The 18,167-nt window shown below is 60.0% G+C and carries 16 protein-coding genes; 10 read left to right on the top strand and 6 right to left on the bottom strand.

Annotated elements, in window-relative coordinates:
* Positions 1–78 precede the first annotated feature (78 nt).
* The 3 genes from VK574_RS08100 to mutS are packed head-to-tail and all read right to left on the bottom strand — an operon-like array spanning position 79 to position 5,059.
* A complete protein-coding gene (locus tag VK574_RS08100; RefSeq protein WP_472799329.1) occupies positions 79–1,248 on the bottom strand; it encodes an anhydro-N-acetylmuramic acid kinase in 1,170 nt (389 codons plus the stop codon).
* Positions 1,245–2,411 carry a beta-N-acetylhexosaminidase gene (gene nagZ / locus VK574_RS08095; protein ID WP_472799328.1) on the bottom strand — a complete coding sequence of 389 codons (1,167 nt, stop codon included), beginning with the start codon at positions 2,409–2,411 and terminating at the stop codon, positions 1,245–1,247. Before nagZ ends, VK574_RS08100 begins: the two co-directional genes overlap by 4 nt.
* The gene (gene mutS, locus VK574_RS08090; RefSeq protein WP_472799409.1) at positions 2,408–5,059 is read right to left on the bottom strand and encodes a DNA mismatch repair protein MutS; all 2,652 of its coding nucleotides are present in this window, start codon (positions 5,057–5,059) and stop codon (positions 2,408–2,410) included. Before mutS ends, nagZ begins: the two co-directional genes overlap by 4 nt.
* Positions 5,060–5,278: 219 nt before the next feature.
* Here mutS and VK574_RS08085 point away from each other — a divergent pair, with 219 nt between their 5' ends.
* Positions 5,279–5,929: a class I SAM-dependent methyltransferase gene (locus VK574_RS08085; RefSeq protein WP_472799327.1), complete on the top strand. Its 651-nt coding sequence runs from the start codon at positions 5,279–5,281 to the stop codon at positions 5,927–5,929.
* On the opposite strand, the gene VK574_RS08080 is transcribed toward VK574_RS08085, so the two are convergent.
* Positions 5,930–6,934 carry a Vgb family protein gene (locus tag VK574_RS08080; RefSeq protein ID WP_472799326.1) on the bottom strand — a complete coding sequence of 335 codons (1,005 nt, stop codon included), beginning with the start codon at positions 6,932–6,934 and terminating at the stop codon, positions 5,930–5,932.
* 105 nt (positions 6,935–7,039) lie between these two features.
* Between VK574_RS08080 and VK574_RS08075 the strand changes: the two genes are divergently transcribed.
* The 5 genes from VK574_RS08075 (at position 7,040) to VK574_RS08055 (ending at position 12,546) form a co-directional block, all read left to right on the top strand.
* Entirely contained in the window at positions 7,040–7,876 is an 837-nt protein-coding gene (locus VK574_RS08075) for a cytochrome C assembly family protein (RefSeq protein ID WP_472799325.1), read from the top strand.
* Positions 7,873–9,252 (top strand): glutamyl-tRNA reductase, encoded by a 1,380-nt coding sequence (hemA, locus tag VK574_RS08070; RefSeq protein ID WP_472799324.1) that lies wholly within the window; start codon positions 7,873–7,875, stop codon positions 9,250–9,252. The genes VK574_RS08075 and hemA overlap by 4 nt, the downstream gene beginning before the upstream one ends.
* On the top strand, positions 9,249–10,202 hold the full coding sequence (gene hemC, locus VK574_RS08065; RefSeq protein WP_472799323.1) for a hydroxymethylbilane synthase: 954 nt from the start codon (positions 9,249–9,251) through the stop codon (positions 10,200–10,202). Before hemA ends, hemC begins: the two co-directional genes overlap by 4 nt.
* A 140-nt stretch (positions 10,203–10,342) precedes the next feature.
* The gene (locus VK574_RS08060) at positions 10,343–11,134 is read left to right on the top strand and encodes a uroporphyrinogen-III synthase (protein WP_472799322.1); all 792 of its coding nucleotides are present in this window, start codon (positions 10,343–10,345) and stop codon (positions 11,132–11,134) included.
* A 17-nt stretch (positions 11,135–11,151) separates the two neighbouring features.
* Positions 11,152–12,546 (top strand): PQQ-dependent sugar dehydrogenase, encoded by a 1,395-nt coding sequence (locus VK574_RS08055; protein WP_472799321.1) that lies wholly within the window; start codon positions 11,152–11,154, stop codon positions 12,544–12,546.
* Between the two features lie 11 nt (positions 12,547–12,557).
* On the opposite strand, the gene nth is transcribed toward VK574_RS08055, so the two are convergent.
* Positions 12,558–13,316 carry an endonuclease III gene (nth, locus tag VK574_RS08050; protein ID WP_472799320.1) on the bottom strand — a complete coding sequence of 253 codons (759 nt, stop codon included), beginning with the start codon at positions 13,314–13,316 and terminating at the stop codon, positions 12,558–12,560.
* 93 nt (positions 13,317–13,409) lie between these two features.
* Here nth and VK574_RS08045 point away from each other — a divergent pair, with 93 nt between their 5' ends.
* On the top strand, positions 13,410–14,219 hold the full coding sequence (locus VK574_RS08045) for a TIGR03435 family protein (protein WP_472799319.1): 810 nt from the start codon (positions 13,410–13,412) through the stop codon (positions 14,217–14,219).
* A gap of 28 nt (positions 14,220–14,247) precedes the next feature.
* On the opposite strand, the gene hemQ is transcribed toward VK574_RS08045, so the two are convergent.
* The gene (gene hemQ, locus VK574_RS08040; protein WP_472799318.1) at positions 14,248–15,075 is read right to left on the bottom strand and encodes a hydrogen peroxide-dependent heme synthase; all 828 of its coding nucleotides are present in this window, start codon (positions 15,073–15,075) and stop codon (positions 14,248–14,250) included.
* Positions 15,076–15,407: 332 nt separating this feature from the next.
* Here hemQ and VK574_RS08035 point away from each other — a divergent pair, with 332 nt between their 5' ends.
* The 3 genes from VK574_RS08035 to VK574_RS08025 all read left to right on the top strand — a co-directional run bounded on the left by VK574_RS08035 (position 15,408) and on the right by VK574_RS08025 (position 17,965).
* Complete coding sequence (locus tag VK574_RS08035; protein ID WP_472799317.1) at positions 15,408–16,046, top strand: DedA family protein; 639 nt, start codon at positions 15,408–15,410, stop codon at positions 16,044–16,046.
* Positions 16,047–16,154: 108 nt separating this feature from the next.
* Positions 16,155–17,498 carry an inositol-3-phosphate synthase gene (locus VK574_RS08030; RefSeq protein ID WP_472799316.1) on the top strand — a complete coding sequence of 448 codons (1,344 nt, stop codon included), beginning with the start codon at positions 16,155–16,157 and terminating at the stop codon, positions 17,496–17,498.
* 266 nt (positions 17,499–17,764) lie between these two features.
* A complete protein-coding gene (locus VK574_RS08025; protein ID WP_472799315.1) occupies positions 17,765–17,965 on the top strand; it encodes a Flp family type IVb pilin in 201 nt (66 codons plus the stop codon).
* Positions 17,966–18,167 lie beyond the last annotated feature (202 nt).

The following is an 18,167-nucleotide window of genomic DNA, read 5'->3' as shown; positions in this document are numbered from 1 at the left end:
ACCAGCGTGACGGGAGTGCTCTGTTTTCAGCTTTTCGCGAGCGCCGGAGTGAAGAACGGCGCAGCAATGCACAGCAGCTTACGCATAGCTGAACTGTCCCAGGATGACGGGTCGTTTGGCGCCGGTCGCGGAGGGCACATTTCCCGGGAGGTAATGCCAGGTCATCCACGCCATCAGGGCGAACGCTGCGGCTTCTTTTGCTTCGGCGGGCATGCCGAACTGCTCTGTCGTCGATAGGGTGCAACCAAGCGGGCCGAGTTTCGCCTCGAGCATTTTCATCAAGGTCGGGTTGCGCGCGCCTCCGCCGGAAACGATGTAGTCAATTGGCTTGCTTCTCATCGTTGGCAACACGAAGCTCTCGAAGCTTCGCGCAATTGTTTCCGCAGTGAGCGCGGTAGCCGTTGCCAGCGCATCTTCGGGTTTCCGGCTGTGGCGGCGACAGGCTGCGAGAAAGCTCGCAGCGTACTCGCGCCCAAACTGCTCGCGTCCTGTTGTTCGCGGAGGCTTCAGCGCGAAGTAGCGATCGCGCAACATCTCCTTCAGGACCGGGACAAGAATCTGACCCTTTGCTGCGGTCGTTCCATTGCGGTCGTAGTTCTTGTTGAAGAGCTTCAGTGCCAGCGCATCGATCACCATGTTGCCGGGGCCGGTGTCGAAGGCAACTATCTTGTCGCTGTAGGCGCCAGCGGGAAGGGCAGTCAGATTTGCGATGCCTCCGATGTTCTGTAACACTCGATTGCGCCTGGGGTCGGAGAACATGACGTAGTCGAGGAGAGGAACAAGCGGCGCGCCCTGTCCGCCGTTGGCCATATCGGCAGTCCGAAAATTCGAGACGACGGGAACACCGGTTTCCGCAGCAATTATGGCAGCCTCACCCGCCTGCCACGTGCAGGCAAAACTCTTGTCCGCGTAGGATGCGGGACGCGCCTGGTGGTAGAGCGTCTGGCCATGGCACCCGACTAGATCGATTTTGATTTTGTGTTGCTTGATTGTCGCTTTCACCGCTTCGGCGTAGGCGATGCCGAGCCGCCAATTTAACTTTGCGAGTTCAGCAGTCGTCGTGGACTTTGCATTCATCGCCGTCAGAACCGCTCGACGCAGTGCCGGCGGATAGCGGAATCCCCGATGCACCAGAAGCGTCAGGTTCGGCCGTCCCCTGGCAGGCGCGATTTGGACGACTGCAACATCGATCCCGTCCGCCGACGTTCCGCTCATGATGCCGGCCACGATCATCGGCTTCAGTTTCACGAAGCCTCCGCGGGAGAGGCCGCTCTGGGTGCTGCGTCGGCCGCGGCATTCGTTATGGTCGTTACGATTCGGTTGAAGTCGAGAATGTTTTTGCGCAGCGCTTCGAGCCTGGTCGCGTTGAGCGGCGGCGCGATACCGCGCGCGTAGAGTCGGGCGCGCTTGCGTGCGGCATCCCGCGCGGTGGTCATCAGCACTTTGCGAAAGGCCGCCGAGCGCTCGCTCTCGGAAACCAGCGCGTCGTAGCTGCGCAGAATCAGCTCGGGGCTGTGGCAGATTTCGAGCAGGTCTGATCCGGCGCGGATGGCCGCCACCGCCGCTTCTTCGACGGGCAAGAATTTCAAGATGCCACCCATCTCCAGATCGTCGGAGAGAATGATGCCTTTGTAGCCGATTCGTTTGCGCAACGTTTCCGTGATCCAGAATCGCGAAGCGCTGGCCGGTTCGTTCTTGCCCGGCGTGTGCGGATACGCGGCATGATTCATCATGATCATCGGCATCGCCCGGTGCAGCTCGCGATAGGGAACGACATCCTCATCCCACATCTGCGGCCAAGAACGTTCAATCGCGGGCGTTACGAAATGCGTATCGCCGGCCGCTCCTCCGAGTCCCGGGAAATGCTTGCCGCAACTGATGACTCCGTGTGCGGCGATGCCGGCCAGAAGGTCGCGCGCGTATGCGATCACCTCCGCGGCATTCGCGCCGGCTGTGCGCGAACCGAGGACTTCGGCCGCTTCGGGCAATGCAAGATCGACCACTGGCGCAAGCGTGGTGTTGAACCCGAACGCCTTCACCGCGCGCGCAATCAATTCGCCGTGCTGCCGTGGTAAAGAACCGGAAGCGCGTTGCTTTTTCGGGGAGGAACTGGGAATGCGTGCGGCGGCAGCTACGGCCTGCGCCGACGCAATCGGCGCCAGCGCATCGCGCAGACGATTCACCGTTCCACCTTCCACGTCAACGCAACGAATGGCCCTGGGGCAGCAGAATCCGGTGGCCTCTTCAAGCAGTGCGCGCGTCTGCTGCGGGTCCTTGATGTTACGCCGGAAGAGAATGACGCCACCTGGACGCACCAACCCGAGCCAGGCGCGTTCCAGCGCCGTCAACTCCGTTCCGCCCAGTCCCACCACCAGCAGGCTTCCCGCAGCCTGGCGCACCGTCATTGTCATGATTTTTCCTTGAGCTCTTGTTGAAGCTCTTCGAGCAGATTCAGTGCCTGGAGCGGCGTGAGCGCATTTACATCCACCGCCTCGACGCGATCGACGATGCGCTGCGAGAGGGGCGTGAAGATGGTCAACTGCATAGGCTCGGGCGCGGTTTCAACTTGCACGCTCTGGCGCTCCTGCTTCTCGTGCTGTCGCAATACATGCTTCGCGCGTTCGATTACGGCCGCGGGCAATCCCGCCAACTTTGCAACCTCGATGCCATAGCTTTTGCTCGCCGCTCCCGGCTCGATAGTATGCAGAAAGACGATGCCGCCCGCGCCTTCCTTGACGCCGACACGCAGATTGCGCACGCGGGGCAGCTTTTCGGCCAGCATGGTCAGTTCGTGATAGTGGGTTGCGAACAGGGTGCGTGCACCCGTCTCCGCGTGGAGATATTCGACCGTGGCCCACGCCAGTGATAGCCCATCAAACGTTGCGGTGCCGCGTCCCATCTCGTCGAGCAGAATCAGCGAGCGCTTCGTTGCGGTGTTCAGAATGGTTGCCGTCTCGGTCATCTCCACCATAAAGGTGGAGCGGCCGCGCGCCACGTTGTCGCTGGCACCGATGCGCGTATAGATACGATCCACCAGCCCTAGCCGCAGACTCTGCGCCGGAACGAAGCTGCCCATCTGCGCCATCAGCACCAGCATCGCGGCCTGGCGGAGATAGGTGCTTTTACCGCCCATGTTTGGGCCTGTAATCAGCAGAAGGCTCGGGCCGTTCTCGTTGGCGTTCAGATAGAGATCGTTGGCAATGAAGCGCCCTTCGCGCGTGTCCTCCATCCACTGTTCGATCACAGGATGTCGCGCCGCGACCGCTTCCAGCACAGGCTCCTCGGTCAGCACCGGGCGCGCGTAACGGCGCAGCGCCGCGAGGTGGGCAAAGTTAGTCAGCAGATCCGCTTCGGCAACCGCAGCCGACGCCTGCCGGATTCTGCCGGCGGCCTGCAACACCTTTTCCCGAAGCTCCGCAAGAATCCGTTTCTCGATATCGATGCAGCGGTCGTGCGCGGTCAAGATCTTGACTTCGTACTCTTTCAGCTCCGGCGTTGTAAACCGCTCTGCATTCACCAGCGTCTGCTTGCGTTCATAATCCGCCGGGGCCAGGGCGAGGTTTGATTTCGTGATCTCGATGTAGTAGCCGAAGACGGAGTTGTAGCGGACCTTCAGCGACCCTATCCCTGTGCGCGCGCGCTCTCGCTCCTCGATCGCTGCAATCGACTGCCGTCCCGTCGACGAGATGGCTCGCAGGTCGTCGAGCTCTGCATCGACGCCGGCGGCAATCGCTCCGCCGTCGGCCATGGTCAGCGGAGGCTCCGCCACCAGCGTCGAAGCAATGCGTACTGTTACATCTTCGAGCGTGTCCAGCCGGCTAAGCAGTTTCCGCCAGCACGCAGCCTGCATGGCCTCGACGGCGGACTTCAATTGCGGCAAACGCGCAAGGCTGGCGGCCAATGCACGCACGTCGCGTGGACCGGCCGAATCCAGACTCAGGCGTGCCAGCAAACGCTCAAGATCGAGGATGCCATCGAATGCCCGCCGTACTTCTTCGCGCTTGAGTAGATCGGCGTGTGCCTCGGACACGGCCTCATAGCGCGCGTTCAAAACTTCGGCATCGATCAAGGGCCGCAGGATCGTCGCACGCAGCAGGCGCTTCCCCATTGGCGTCACGCAGGCATCGAGCGTACGGAAGAGAGTGACTCTCTCATCCTGTCCAGCGAAGAGTGGTTCGACGAGTTCAAGATTCCGCACCGTCACCTGGTCGAGTTCGAGTGCGGTCGAATGCTCCTGAAACTTCAGCGAATCGATGTGCAGCGCTTCGTTTTTCTGCGTCGTGCGGACGTAATGCAGAACAACGCCGGCGGCAATCGCCGCGGCCTCATGCCCGATGAGCCCGAAGCCTTCGAGCGACCGCACCTGCAGTTGGCGTTCGACAAGCGGCACCGCAAAGTCGCGCGTCCATACCCAGTCTTCGACGCGGGTACGCGCGACGATGTTTTCGAGGGCCCCCGGCGTCTGGGCGCTCGATGGCAGCAGCACCTCGCTCGGCGATGCGAGCGACAGGTCCTCCAGGGCCTGTTGGCGTGCCTTCGGCCCCTGAAACTCCGCTGTACGAAACTCACCTGTAGAAACGTCGAGCAGTGCCACCGCGCACACTGTCTGTTTTTCGGGACCGCTTTCGAAATATGCCGCCAGAAAATTGTTCCGTTCCTGCCCAAGCGCAGGGTCGAGCGCCGTCCCCGGCGACAGCACGCGGGTGACTTGGCGCTTCACAATCTTCTTGGTGAGTTTCGGATCCTCCATCTGGTCACAGATCGCGATCCGATAGCCCTTGCTTAACAGCCGTCTCAGGTAACCTTCGACCGAGTGATGGGGAACGCCGCACATCGGCAACTGCCGTTCCCGGTCGCGCGCTGTCAATGTCAGTTGGAGTTCGCGGCTTGCTGTGACCGCATCGTCGTAGAACAGCTCGTAAAAATCGCCCATGCGAAAGAAGAGGAGCGCATCAGGGTTCTCCCGCTTGGCGGCCGACCACTGGCGCATGAAAGGAGTGGGCTCGAGCGACTTCGCGCCGGCCTTGGTGGCCGACGCGTCGGGGTGCGCCAATTCCATCTCGTCAGAGGCAGGGGGAGACAGCGGCGGCGCCGCGGATTGAAGATCTGCGGGTTGCACGATAGCCTACAGATTATCGTGGTGTCACTGCTCCGCGCCCTGTGCAGAACGAGGAGCAAACCGGCTGGTTCCGAATCGGCACCTAAATACCAATCCCACGCCTTGCCCTCTCGACATTTGTGGTCGTCTGGACGACTCAGCCGGTTTAAGATTTTTCGCATGACGGATGCCGCTCCCCGCGCTAATCAATGCCGTAAGCCGAGCGGATGGCTTGGGCGTATCGTACTGCGCAACATGAACTCCCGGCACTCCGGTGTCACGGACTGGGGTCTCGCACACTTCATCGTGGGCAGGGAGTCCATCGTGCTCGACGCAGGTTGTGGCGGTGGACGCACAATCAGCAAGCTCGCGATTGCGTCGGAAGGGGGCAAGGTCTACGGAATCGACTACTCCGCTGATAGCGTCGCCGTTGCCACAAAAATCAACGAGGCGGCCATTAAGGCGGGAAAAGTTGAAATCGTCAATGGATCAGTTTCGCAAATGCCGTTCGTCGCGGATTTGTTCGATCTCGTAACCGCTGTCGAAACCCACTTCTTCTGGCCCGATCTGCCAAACGATGTCCGCGAAGTTCTCCGCGTCCTCAAACCCGGCGGGACCTTCGTCCTGATCGCAGAAGTCTACAAAGGCGCCAACACCGTTACAGCACGCCTCTGCGAAAAAACAGCCCCACGAACGGGCATGACCCTGCTCACTCTCGACGAGCACCGGACGCTGCTCGAAACCGCTGGATTTCGCGAAGTTGCGGTAGCGAGCGAGCCCAGCAAGGGTTGGGTCTGCTGCATCGGACGGAAGAGCACCAGCGCCGGCTGATCAGCGGCCCGATGGGGGAGAGGGAATCCGCCAGATCTTTCCACCCTTCAAATCTGTCAACCAGACTGTGCCAAACGCATAGCGGACGCTATCCCCACCGTCGCCATGCCACTGCGCCACAACCTTGTTCGTCTTTACGTCGATCCGGGTCAACGGAAACTCGGTCTCTGTGGCCCACACCGAACCTGCGCCAAAGGTGATTTCGCCGCCATGTCCGGGAATCCCCGCCGGAATGCTTGCCAAGAGCTTGCCGGTCTTCGCACCCACGCGGGAGACTGTTCCGTCGCCTTGGTTCAGCACCCAGATCGACCCCGCGCCGAAAGTCAGAAACCGCGGCTTCGGTCCAACCGGCGTGGAACTTAGGACGTTATTCGTTGCGGGATCTACTCGGATGAGCGCATTGCCGGCATTCGAACTGACCCAGACCGCGCCGGCCGCAAAAAGGGGATTGAACGACCCGGCTGGAATGCGGATGGTCGCTACGATCCTGTTCGTTGCGGGGTCGATCCGCGTCAGCTCGCCCTTGGCCGAGGTCACCAGCCAAACGCTTCCGGCACCCGTCGTAATGCCGCCTTCGGAATCTGCCGGCACAGCCGGAACGATCGCCTGCGGCGCTCCGGTTTCTGCATTCACACGAACCACGGTCTTGTCGCCGCAGCTTGGAATCCACAGGCTGCCAAAGCCTACCGCCAGCCCCGAACATGGCTTGTGCACGGTGATTGTCTTTCCCGGCTGGTTTGTTTTGGGATTGAGCCGAACCACGCTGTCGGTTTTTTCGCTGGTTACCCAAACTGCGTCCAAAGTCGCTGTCAGCCAATCGGGTTCGCCTTTCACGACAAAGGTGGCGGCCTTTGGGAGTTTCGTCATGGGGTGCTGCACGCCCGGCCTCTGGACGCCGGTCTTCTTTGGAAAGCTGGATGGCTGGCCCGCAACCGCCTGAGCCGTAAAGACCAACAGGCAAGCCGCTGTGCAGAGGCCGATTACGTGTATTGCGGTCCTGATCACTTTAAGTTCCTTGGGAACAGATCACAGCCATCTGGTTCGCCTGATCCGTTACGGTGATTTGGATCACAGTATACTGAGAGCTAAGGCTTTAGATTTGAGTTCGGCATGCATCTCCTCTGGCTCAGAGTCGCGACAATCTTATACGCGGCCGCAAGTGTCACGATTTTCCCCGCCGTGCTCAATTCCTCAGAGCGAGCACGACGGTGGTGCGTGCACCTGGGCGGCATGGCCTTCTTCTTTCATTTCGTCTCTGCCGTAGAAATGCTTGTCCAGGCCCATCGCTGGGTTCCGGTTGGCGCCCGCGAAGCTGAATCTTTGCTTGGGTTTGCCGTTGCCGGCCTGTTCTTTCTGGCGTGGTGGCTTTATGACGCGATCTCGCTTGGGGTATTCGCCCTGCCCATCACATTCTTTCTGGTCTTTGTTCCGGCGCTGGGCACCCGCGGTTATGCCTTCCCCAGTGAAGGTGTTCGGACAAGCTGGCTGATCGCACACATTACCGCACTTTTGGCTGCTTACGCCGCACTCGGATTCAGCCTGCTGGCATCGCTGCTTTACCTGGTGCAGGAACGCCGGCTGAAAGCCAAACACAAATCCACTGACGGCTCCTGGTGGATACCGCTGGACTGGCTGCCACCGCTCGACACCCTGGAGCGCATCGCCCACGCCATGCTGTTGTTCGGCTTTCCGTGCATGACGGTTGGCCTCATTCTGGGCGCCGTACTGGTGCAGGAGACCTCGCTGGGCGCGTCCTACTTTGTAGACCCCAAGGTGCTTGCTTCCTATGCCATGTGGGGACTCTACGTCCTGCTGATCTTTCTGCGTCAGTCTGCCGGCCTGCGTGGGCGCAAAGCGGCTTATCTTTCCGGCGCGGTATTGATCGTGATGCTCTGCGTGTGGGCGGCCAACACCGTGAGCCACGTCCACAGGTTCGGTGCCCCATGAGCGAGATCGTTCTTATCGGGGTCAACCACAAGACCGCGCCCATCGAGTTGCGCGAGCGCATCGCCATCTCCCGCGACGAGCTGGCCGACGTCACCCGCGCCCTTGCTGCTCAGCCCGGCGTGAGCGAATGCATGATCGTTTCCACCTGTAACCGCGTGGAGATGCTGGCGGCGGTTGAATCGCCGAAGACGGACCTCACCGCATTTCTCAATAACCATTTCGGTCTGGATCGTACGGTGCTTGCTCCGCATATCTACGAACATCGCGATCAGCAGGCCGTCCGCCATCTCTTCCGCGTCGCGGCCAGCCTTGACTCCATGGTTGTCGGCGAGCCGCAGATCCTGGGCCAGGTGAAAGAAGCATTCGCCACCGCGCGCGCTGCCGGCACTGTTTCAGGCCAGCTCGAACACCTGCTGCAATCCGCCTTTGCTGCCGCCAAGAGGGTCCGGACCGAAACTGCGATTGGATCGAACTCCGTTTCGATCGCGTCGGTCGCGGTGGAACTCGCCCGCAAGATCTTCGGATCTCTGCAGGGGCGCACCGTTTTCCTGGTCGGTGCCGGCAAAATGAGTGAACTCGCCGCACGCCACCTGGTGCAGCAGGGCGCCGGAGCTATTCTGGTCACCAACCGCACTCTCGAGCGTGCCCGGCAGCTCGCCGAGCCTTTCAAGGGCCGCGTTATCCCCTTCGATCAACTCCACGAAACTGCCACCGAAGCCGACATCGTGATCAGCTCGACCGGCGCGCCGCATCCGATCTTCCGTCGCGAACACGGCCAGCAGTTCATGCATCGCCGGCGCAATCGGCCGATGTTCTTCATTGATATCGCCGTTCCGCGCGACGTCGATCCCGCGATGAACAAGGTGGAAGGCATCTTTGTCTACGACATCGACGACCTGCAGGCCGTTGCCGCCTCACACATCGCAGAGCGCCAGACGCAGGCGGGCGACGCCGAGGCGCTGATCAACGCCGAGGTCGAACGCTTCCACCAGCGCCGCCGGGCCGTCAACGTCGCTCCGGCGATCGTCTCGCTACAACACCAGGCCGAGGAGATCCGGCAGAACGAATTGAAGCGCATGCATGCCAAGCTGGGCGTCCTCAGCGCCGAACAACTCGCCGCCGTAGAAGCGCTTACCCGCGGGCTCGTCAACAAGTTCCTGCATCCACCAATGCAGGCACTGAAGCAGGCAGCGCGCGAAAACGACTCAACCCGCGTGGATGCACTCTGCGAAGCGTGGTCGTTGCCGGCAGTGTCGGAGGCGGAGGCGAAGCCGCTTCAACCACAATCGGAATCGGTTCCTCCTGCCCGTGCCGCAGACGAGAGCCCAAGCGCGGAGCGCCGCCAAAGTGAACACAGTGCAGTAGGTGGCAAATGAATCTGCGCATCGGCAGTCGCGGCTCGCAACTCGCGCTTTGGCAGTCCAATCACATCGCTGCGCTGCTGCGAGCGCGCGGTCACTCGGTGGAAATCGAAATCATCAAGACGACCGGCGACCGGCTGCAGGAAGTGACCTTCGCGCAGGTTGGATCCAAGGGAATGTTTACCAAGGAAATCGAAGATGCACTCGCTGAGGGTCGGGTCGATCTGGCGGTGCATTCGCTCAAGGACCTGCCGACGGAACTTCCCGCACCGTTTATGCTGGCCGCGACGCCGCGGCGGGTCGATCCGCGCGACGTTTTGGTCTCCGTCAAATATCACAGTCTGCACGCGCTGCCCAAGGGCGCAGTGGTGGGCACCAGCAGCCAGCGACGCCGCGCCCAAATGTTGGCCATCCGGCCCGACATTCAGGCCGTGGAGTTTCGCGGTAACGTGGACACCCGCCTGCGCAAACTCGCAGAAGGCCAGGTTGACGCTATCCTGCTGGCGGCCGCCGGTCTCGATCGGCTTGAGAAGACCGAGTGGGTGCGCGAACGGCTGGAACCGAATCATTTCTGTCCTGCTGCCGGGCAGGGTTCGCTCGGGATTGAGGCTCGCAAGGACGATGCCAGGACCATGGGCGCGATTGCCTTCCTCGACGATCCAACCACGCGCTTCGCGGTTACCGCTGAACGCGCCGCTCTTGCCGCACTGGGGGGAGGTTGCCAGGTTCCCATTGGCATCCATTGCCGCGTTGCGCCGCAGGACGAAGCAGGGGAATGGCAGGAGATCTTCGCTGTCGTGGCCGACCCGGCCACCGGCAGGGCGGTTCGCATCCATCACGAGTCGCGCCGCTCCGAAATCGGGCCCGTTGCCCTCGGCCAACTCGCCGCTGAAATGCTTCTCGAAGCCGGTGCAGGTCAGCTGCTTGAATCCACCGCCAATCCTCCCGCTGGCGCTTCCGCGTAAGATTATTCCGTCACACGGCGTGAGGCTTTTGCAGTCTCAGGCCTTTGGGCATCTGCCAGTGGATCCATGGCGGAACGGCGAAGAGGCATTCGCCCGGAGAGCAGATTGAAGATCGGAATCGAACTCACTGGAGCATCCGCGTGACCGCGCCTCCCCTTGCCGGACGCCGGATTCTCGTGACCCGCGCCGCGCACCAGGCCGGCAAGCTGAGTGGAGCACTCCGCGCCGCCGGTGCTGAACCCGTTGAGGTCCCTGTCCTGGAAATCCAGCCACCCTCAAGCTACGTACCGCTTGACCTGGCACTCCGCAGTCTCTTCAGTTACGACTGGCTGATCCTCACGAGCGCCAACACGGTGCGCGTCATCGCGGAACGCTCCATCGCCCTCAAGATCCGGCTCCGTGATCACGGACCGCACATCGCGGCAATCGGCCAGGTCACGGCAGAGGCAGCGCACCACGCGGGACTTCACGTTACCCTCACGCCAGAAAGCTACGTTGCCGAAAGCATGGTTGCCGCGCTCGGCAGTCGCGTTCAAGGCAAGCATGTGCTACTGGCCCGAGCTGCTGTCGCCCGCGACATCATCCCCGACGCGTTGCGGAATGCCGGAGCCGTGGTCAACGTGGTGGATGCCTATCAGAACGCGATCCCCGCGGCGGCACCCGACCAACTGCGCGCAGCCCTCGCTACGCAGATCGACGCTGCCACCTTCGCCAGTTCCTCCAGCGCCACACACCTTGCTGAGGTTGCCCGTGCCGCCGGCATCGCTTTTCCGTTTGCCGGGGTCAAAGCCATCTCGATTGGACCGGTGACGAGCGGCACTCTCCGCGAACTCCGCTGGGAACCCGCCGCCGAAGCCACACCGCACGACATCCCCGGTCTCATCGCCGCGGCGGTTTGCGCGCTCGGCGAGGACTCGGCAGCCACGCGCTGAAGATTTAAACTCCAGTTATGCGTTCGGCGTTCATTCGCTCATGTGCTGGCCTGATCTTCGCCGCTGCGGCTGCCCTTTTCTGCAACGCACAACAACGACATACGCTGGTCTACGCGCCGGGCAAGTCGATCACGCTTGCATTGCCTGCCCCCCTCGACATCAACATTGCCGCAACTGGGCTCAAGCGCGTTCGCTTCTTCGCCAAAGCTCCTGACGGCCGCATCTTCGCCACGGGGATGCAGGATCTCTCCGATAACCGCCGCGGATCAGTTTTCATCCTCGACGGCTGGAACCAGAAGACGCATACCTTTGCGAAGGTCACGCACTATCTCGATCACCTCCGCAATCCCAACAACGTCGCCTTCTGGACCGACGCCGCAACCGGGCAGGGCTGGCTCTATCTGCCGCTCACCGACAGGCTCGTGCGCTACAAATACAACTCCGGCGATAATGCGCCTTCTTCTCCGCAGGAGACGTTGATCAAGTTTCCCGACTACGGGCTGAACTATAAATATGGCGGCTGGCATCTCACGCGGACCGTGGCCATGGCAAAAGTGGGCAACGACACGCGGGTTTTCGTGTCCATCGGATCATCCTGCAATTATTGCCAGGAGGATGAGGTGCTGCGCGCGTCGGTCGTGAGCATGGATCCGGATGGGAAGCATCAAAAGATTGAAGCGCAGGGACTGCGCAATGCGGTCGATCTGCAGCAGGTTGACGAGATCGATGGCGGGATGATCTTCGCGACCAACATGGGCGATGACCATCTGGGCGACAAGCTGCCGGAAGATACGTTCTTCGAACTCAACATTGCAGCGAAGCAGCCGCCGAACTACGGCTGGCCTACCTGCTATTTCGCCAATGGCAAGGCGGTTCTCGACAAGACACCGCTTCCAACCCTGCGTGACGCGCGCGCAGAAGGCAACGCGGATCCCAAGCCCCGGAGCAATGACTCTGTCTACGGAGAACAGAAGAGCGTTGCGGCAGCAGGTACAAATCTCAGCGCGGGAGGAGGGCAAAAGCAAAGCCTCGATCCCAACGCTGATTTAGGTGCTGCCCCCACAGCGCTCAAATCGTGTGAACTGGTTCCGGCTGCGTACACCAGTTTTGCGGCGCACAGCTCGCCACTTGGCTTCGCGTATTTTTCACAGGAGAATAGCGCGCTGCGCGACAGTTTCCTGGTTGCATTGCATGGCGCCAGCCATCCGCAGATTCGCTCCGGCTATCGCCTCGTGGAGTTCACGCTCTCCGACCGCAAACCGCATGACTTCATTACCGGCTTTCTGACACTCGAGAATGGAAGGGCGGTCGTGCACGGGCGCCCCTGCGGAATTCTGCGCGTGGACAAAGACAGCTTTCTGCTGTCGGACGATTATCTCGGCCTCGTCTATTTCATCCATCCGCACGGATAAGAGCGCGCGATTCAGGACGACCAGGTTTTGTCTTTCGAGTGGCAAAGCTGCTCGAGGTTGCACTTGTCGCACTTGGGTTTGCGCGCGATACACACCTGACGTCCGTGGTGAATCACCTGATGCGAAAAACGAATCCAGTGATCCTTCGGAAGGATGCGCATCAGGTCCTGCTCGACTTTTTCGGCAGTATCGGATTTGGTGAGGTCGAGCCGGTGCGCGATGCGGAAGACGTGCGTATCGACAACTATACCCTCGGCCTTGCCGAAGCTCACGCCGAGGACCACGTTCGCCGTCTTGCGCGCCGCACCCGGAACGGTGATTAACTCGGCCAGCGTCTCAGGAACCTTGCCGCCGAACTGTTCGGTAATCTTTTTTGCGGCACCGTTGATCGACTTCGCTTTGTTATTGAAGAACCCCGTGGTCCGGATAATTTCGATCAGTTCCGGCAACTCCGCCTTCGCCATTGCCGCCGGAGTAGGGAAGCGCTTGAACAACTCGGGAGTCACCATGTTGACGCGCACATCCGTGCACTGCGCCGAGAGAATGGTGGCGACGAGGAGTTCCCAGGGCGTCCGATGCGTCAGCGCGCACACCGCATCGGGATACGCCTCGTCAAGGGCCTTCAGAATCGCGGCGATGCGCTCAGGAGCGAGCGCAGCGCGCTGTGATAACGTCTTTATCGAAATGGCGCCGGGCAGTTTCGGGGTCGATCTGCGCGGGGAAGACGCCTTTTTGGCAGCTGTCTTTTTCAATGTCTTTTTTGTAGCCATAGTCGCGAGGATTCCTGCTGATCCATGGTACTAGAGACTTGCAAAGCCGATCTCGTCTCGAAACCGGTTCGCGGTGCGCGTGCCTGCAGATTCTTGCTCTCAATCTTCTTTGCGCTGTCACTCGCCGCCGTCAGTGTGCGTAGCGCGAGAGCGCAGACTAAGCCTGCTGTTGCCGCTGCTGACGAGACTCCTCACTTTGAAGTAGCAGCGATCAAGCCGAGCAAGCCCGATGACCGAAACCAAAGCTGGCACGGTTCAGCAGACCGGATTCTCATCGAGAACTACACGCTTCGACACTTGATCAAATCCGCATATGGTCTCAAAACCGACGCCCAGGTTCTGAGTGGCCCGGACTGGCTCGACAAACAGGCATTCGACATCAGTGCAAAGATCGATGAGACCGAAATCGCGAAGATGAAATCGATGGATTGGCTGGCGAAACGACGAGAACAAAATGCGATGCTTCAGTCGCTGCTGGTCGAACGGTTCGCGCTGAAGGCGCGCCTCGATCAACGGAAAATGCCGGTTTTTGCGCTGGTGATCGACAAGTCCGGCGCAAAACTCACTCCCACTTCGCCTGAGGCGGCCGAGAAAGGCAACCATATCTCCACCACGAACGGGCGCATGATCGCGATCGCAACTTCGATGGATGCGTTCGCAGACGATTTGGACTACCAGCGGGAGACAGGCGGCAGGATGGTTCTCAACCAGACCGGGCTGACGGGGGAGTACGACTTCAAACTCAACTGGGCGCAGGACAATGGCGATGGCACCACTGCCGATCCTGCGTTGCCCGGCCTGTTCACTGCGCTGCGGGAACAGCTGGGCCTGAAGCTTCAACCTGAGAAGGGCTCCGTTGAGGTAGTGGTCATCGAGAGCGCAAACAAGCCGGCATTCGATTGAAGCTGAAATCGGCTTGTGCGAATCTCTCTTAGAGCTTTCCGTTCAGCCACTCGCCCAGCTTCTCTACCGGGAGCCGCAGCGCCAAATAGAACTGCCCGAACAGCGCATACACCGCACTTACTTCATCGAACCGCATCTCGTAGATCAGCTTCTTGAAGACGACTGGATCATCGGCGAACAGGTCTACGCCCCATTCCCAGTCGTCCATCCCGATCGAGCCTGAGATGATCTGCTTTACAACATCGCCGTAACGACGACCGATCATGCCATGTTCGTGCATCATGCGCTGCCGTTCGGTAAATGGCACCGTGTACCAGTTCACCTTCTCGCCGCGTTTGCGGTCCATGGGATAAAAGCTGAGGTACTTCGCATCGGGAATGGAAGGGAAGAGCCGCGGCTTCATGGCCTCTGCTCCGCGTTTGAGCGACGCTTCGACTTCAGCATTCCACTCCGGCGTGTGGTTGTCGAAACCCTTGGCCGACGCTGCTTCATACGTCTTCCGGCTCGACTCGTACAGTCCCAGTTCGACGACGGAAACGTAGGAGTGCGTCGGGATCAGGAAGTCGTAGAAGGCGGTCTGCGCCAGTTCCAACTCGACCTGGTTCAGCGCTTCAAAGGAGTCGCGAAAGTGAATGAGGATCAGGTCTCCCTTGTGTCCCAGTTCCGAGAAGAGTCCTGTCTGCACCCTTCCATCGTTTGAGTGTTCAAGTTGCAGGAACGCCGATGTAAAGTCCGCCACCATCTTCGAACGATCGGAGTCGGCGCAGGCGCGCCACGACTTCCAGTCAAAGCGAAAAAACTGATGCAACAGCGCAGACCCCTCAAGGGTAAGCGGAACAGGAGGAAAGTCAGGCAACGGAAACACCTCGGACGTGCGTTCGAATCAACTCAATCGTAGCAGGATATGAAGCCCGGGCCTGAAGGCCCTGCGCTGCGCGTCACATCTATTCAGTGGTCTCGACAGGCGCGGGAAAAGTCGATTTTTGATTCGGATCGTCGCGCCCATGCCGATTTTGTTGGCCTTATCGGCATGACTCAAGCCACCTCACGAACGAAGTCCTGTCCGCGGGGATCCCGGAAAGTCATGCCTTGATACAAAGCCCGCTTCGACGGTCTTTCCGCAGCCTATGAAGGCTTATGTTCCATCCGACTTGACCGGACTCAAACCTATATACTGATAAAGAGCCCATGACTGAACGCATTTTGCCCTTTTTGATTCACTTCGTCACCCAGGTCATCGGCTCATTGGGATACGCAGGCATTGCCGCATTGATGGGCATCGAATCGGCCTGTGTCCCGCTCCCGAGCGAAATCATCATGCCCTTTGCCGGCTATCTGGTCTACACCGGCCGGTTCAGCCTATTCTGGGCCGCCACCGCGGGCGCGATTGGCTGCAACCTCGGGTCCGTAATCGCTTATTGGGTCGGCGCTGCGGGTGGACGTCCGCTCGTGATGCGCTATGGTCGCTGGGTGCTCATGAGCCACCACGACCTCGACCGGATGACACACTTCTTCGAGAAGTACGGCACCATCACCGTGCTTGTGGGCCGGTTGCTGCCGGTGGTCAGGACGTTTATTGCATTTCCCGCAGGCGTGGCAAGAATGCCCCAGTTGCGGTTCCATGTTTACACCTTTATTGGATCGTGGCCGTGGTGCTTTGGCCTTGCCTACGTCGGCATGAAGCTCGGAGAAAAGTGGCACACAGATCCAAGATTCGAGCAGGCTTTTCATCGCTTTCACCTGGTGGTGGAGCTGGGTCTTCTGGCCGCTGTCATCTGGTTTGTATGGAGCCATATCAACCGCTTCCGCCAAGCCAGTGAGGCGTGATGGGCGCGGCTCGGAATGTCCGCGGCCTGCGGGAGTACACTGTTGCGTCTGCGTGAATCGAAATTTTTGGAATCGTAATGCAATCAAAGGAAGGTTAGGAAAAACGAAATGAGCACTACAGAACAAGGCGGCCCGAAGACCGCTGTTACGAAGCCTGAGCCCGCCAAGGGCAAGCTTGGAGTCATGGTCGTTGGACTCGGCGCCGTGGCCACCACGATGATCGCCGGCGTTGAAGCAGTCCGTCGCGGTCTTGCCAAACCGATCGGCTCTCTTACCCAGATGGGCACGATCCGCCTCGGCAAGCGGACCGACAACAAGTCGCCGCTGCTGAAAGAATTCGTTCCTCTCGCGAATCTGAATGACGTCGTCTTCACCGGATGGGACATATTCGAAGACAACGTCTACGAGAGCGCCGCGCACGCCAAAGTGCTCGACAAAGACCTGCTCCAGCAACTGAAGCCCTTTCTCGAAACCATCAAGCCCCTGCCCGCAGTTTTCGACCAGTACTACGTCAAGCGCCTGCACGGCACTCACGTGAAGAAGGGCAAGAACAAACGCGACCTGGCGGAGCAGGTGCGCTCCGATATTCAGGCCTTCAGGAAGACGGTCGACCGCGTCGTCATGATCTGGTGCGGCTCGACAGAAATCTTCCTCGAACCGTCTGCCGTTCATCAGTCCATTGAGGCTTTTGAACAAGGCCTCGAGTCGAATGATCCCGGCATCGCTCCATCGCAGATATATGCCTATGCCGCTCTTACTGAGGGCGTACCGTTTGCAAATGGCGCACCGAATCTGACCGTCGATGTGCCGGCGATGATCGAGCTTTCAAAGAAGCACGCGGCGCCCATCTGCGGCAAGGACTTCAAGACCGGTCAGACCTTCATGAAGACTGTCCTCGCACCGGCATTCAAAGCGCGCCTGCTCGGCGTTTCCGGGTGGTACTCGACCAACATCCTCGGCAACCGCGATGGCGAAGTCCTCGACGACCCCGAGTCGTTCAAGACCAAGGAAGAGTCCAAGCTTGGCTCGCTCGAATACATCTTCCAGCCCGAGCTCTATCCCGATCTCTACAAGGATATCTTCCACAAAGTCCGCATCAACTACTACCCGCCGCGCGGCGACAACAAGGAAGGCTGGGATAACATCGACATCTTCGGATGGCTCGGCTACCCCATGCAGATCAAGGTCGACTTCTTGTGTCGCGATTCGATCCTCGCCGCACCCATTGCGCTCGATCTGGTCCTGTTCCTCGATCTCGCCAAGCGCACACCATCGCTTCAGTCCATCGGCATCCAGGAGTGGCTCAGTTTCTACCTCAAGTCTCCGCAGACGCGCGAGGGCCTGTATCCCGAACACGATCTCTTTATCCAGTCGATGAAGCTGAAGAACACACTGCGTCATATCATGGGCGCTGACCTGATCACCCACCTCGGCCTCGAGTACTACGACTAGTCACCCACGGAGGACTGGCCGTCCAGGCGACCGCCGCCCCTTGGTCGGCAAAAGCCGAGAAACAAAGCCCCATCCGTAGAGGTTGGGGCTTTTCCTTTCGCATGTTGAATTTAAGCCATTTCAGGGCAGGGAACTATGGTCCATGGACCCCCGGCATCTGTGCCCAACTCTCCGGAAAGCGTTTAGTTGATGCATCGGGGCTGTGGAATTGGGTGCACATGCGGCGCAACTCGCCGACAGATTGCATTCACGATAGGGGACACAGAATGCAAGACCTCATCCTGAAACTCTATGCTGCTGCAAAGTTCGTGCTCGATCGCACCGAGGGCCAAGGCATGACCGAATACGCGATGGCCATTGGCCTGATCGCTTTCGGCTGTATCGCCGGCGAGGCCGCCGTGGCCACCAGCGTGAATCACATTTTCGTTTCCATCGGAACGACGATTGTGAACGGCGTCACCCACTAGCGACCGAAGCCAGGTTGGTATTCCGCGCTCTCTCTGACAGTGCGCCTGGTCGCGTCCGGCTATCGTCTTCGGCTCCTTCCTTCTCGAGCTCTGTGCGGCCCATAGTGCTCGCTCCGCCTTTGCTCCATCCTTCAAAGCGCAATTCGAGCCCACCGCCATCACGCTGCCACTTTTGTAATCTCTTTCTGAATTACCCTTGTCA

The organism is Occallatibacter sp. (genome assembly GCF_035317045.1).
GTDB lineage: Bacteria > Acidobacteriota > Terriglobia > Terriglobales > Acidobacteriaceae > Telmatobacter.
Note: the sequence above shows the minus strand (reverse complement) of the source record. Positions and strands in the feature narration are given on the sequence as shown.

What these genes read in the sequence shown, in the direction of transcription:
- nagZ (WP_472799328.1), bottom strand. Translation starts at nt 2,411, where the DNA reads ATGACAATGACGGTGCGCCAGGCTGCGGGAAGCCTGCTGGTGGTGGGA.
- mutS (WP_472799409.1), bottom strand. Translation starts at nt 5,059, where the DNA reads ATGGAATTGGCGCACCCCGACGCGTCGGCCACCAAGGCCGGCGCGAAG.
- VK574_RS08085 (WP_472799327.1), top strand. Translation starts at nt 5,279, where the DNA reads ATGACGGATGCCGCTCCCCGCGCTAATCAATGCCGTAAGCCGAGCGGA.
- VK574_RS08075 (WP_472799325.1), top strand. Translation starts at nt 7,040, where the DNA reads ATGCATCTCCTCTGGCTCAGAGTCGCGACAATCTTATACGCGGCCGCA.
- hemA (WP_472799324.1), top strand. Translation starts at nt 7,873, where the DNA reads ATGAGCGAGATCGTTCTTATCGGGGTCAACCACAAGACCGCGCCCATC.
- hemC (WP_472799323.1), top strand. Translation starts at nt 9,249, where the DNA reads ATGAATCTGCGCATCGGCAGTCGCGGCTCGCAACTCGCGCTTTGGCAG.
- VK574_RS08055 (WP_472799321.1), top strand. Translation starts at nt 11,152, where the DNA reads ATGCGTTCGGCGTTCATTCGCTCATGTGCTGGCCTGATCTTCGCCGCT.
- nth (WP_472799320.1), bottom strand. Translation starts at nt 13,316, where the DNA reads ATGGCTACAAAAAAGACATTGAAAAAGACAGCTGCCAAAAAGGCGTCT.
- VK574_RS08035 (WP_472799317.1), top strand. Translation starts at nt 15,408, where the DNA reads ATGACTGAACGCATTTTGCCCTTTTTGATTCACTTCGTCACCCAGGTC.
- VK574_RS08030 (WP_472799316.1), top strand. Translation starts at nt 16,155, where the DNA reads ATGAGCACTACAGAACAAGGCGGCCCGAAGACCGCTGTTACGAAGCCT.
- VK574_RS08025 (WP_472799315.1), top strand. Translation starts at nt 17,765, where the DNA reads ATGCAAGACCTCATCCTGAAACTCTATGCTGCTGCAAAGTTCGTGCTC.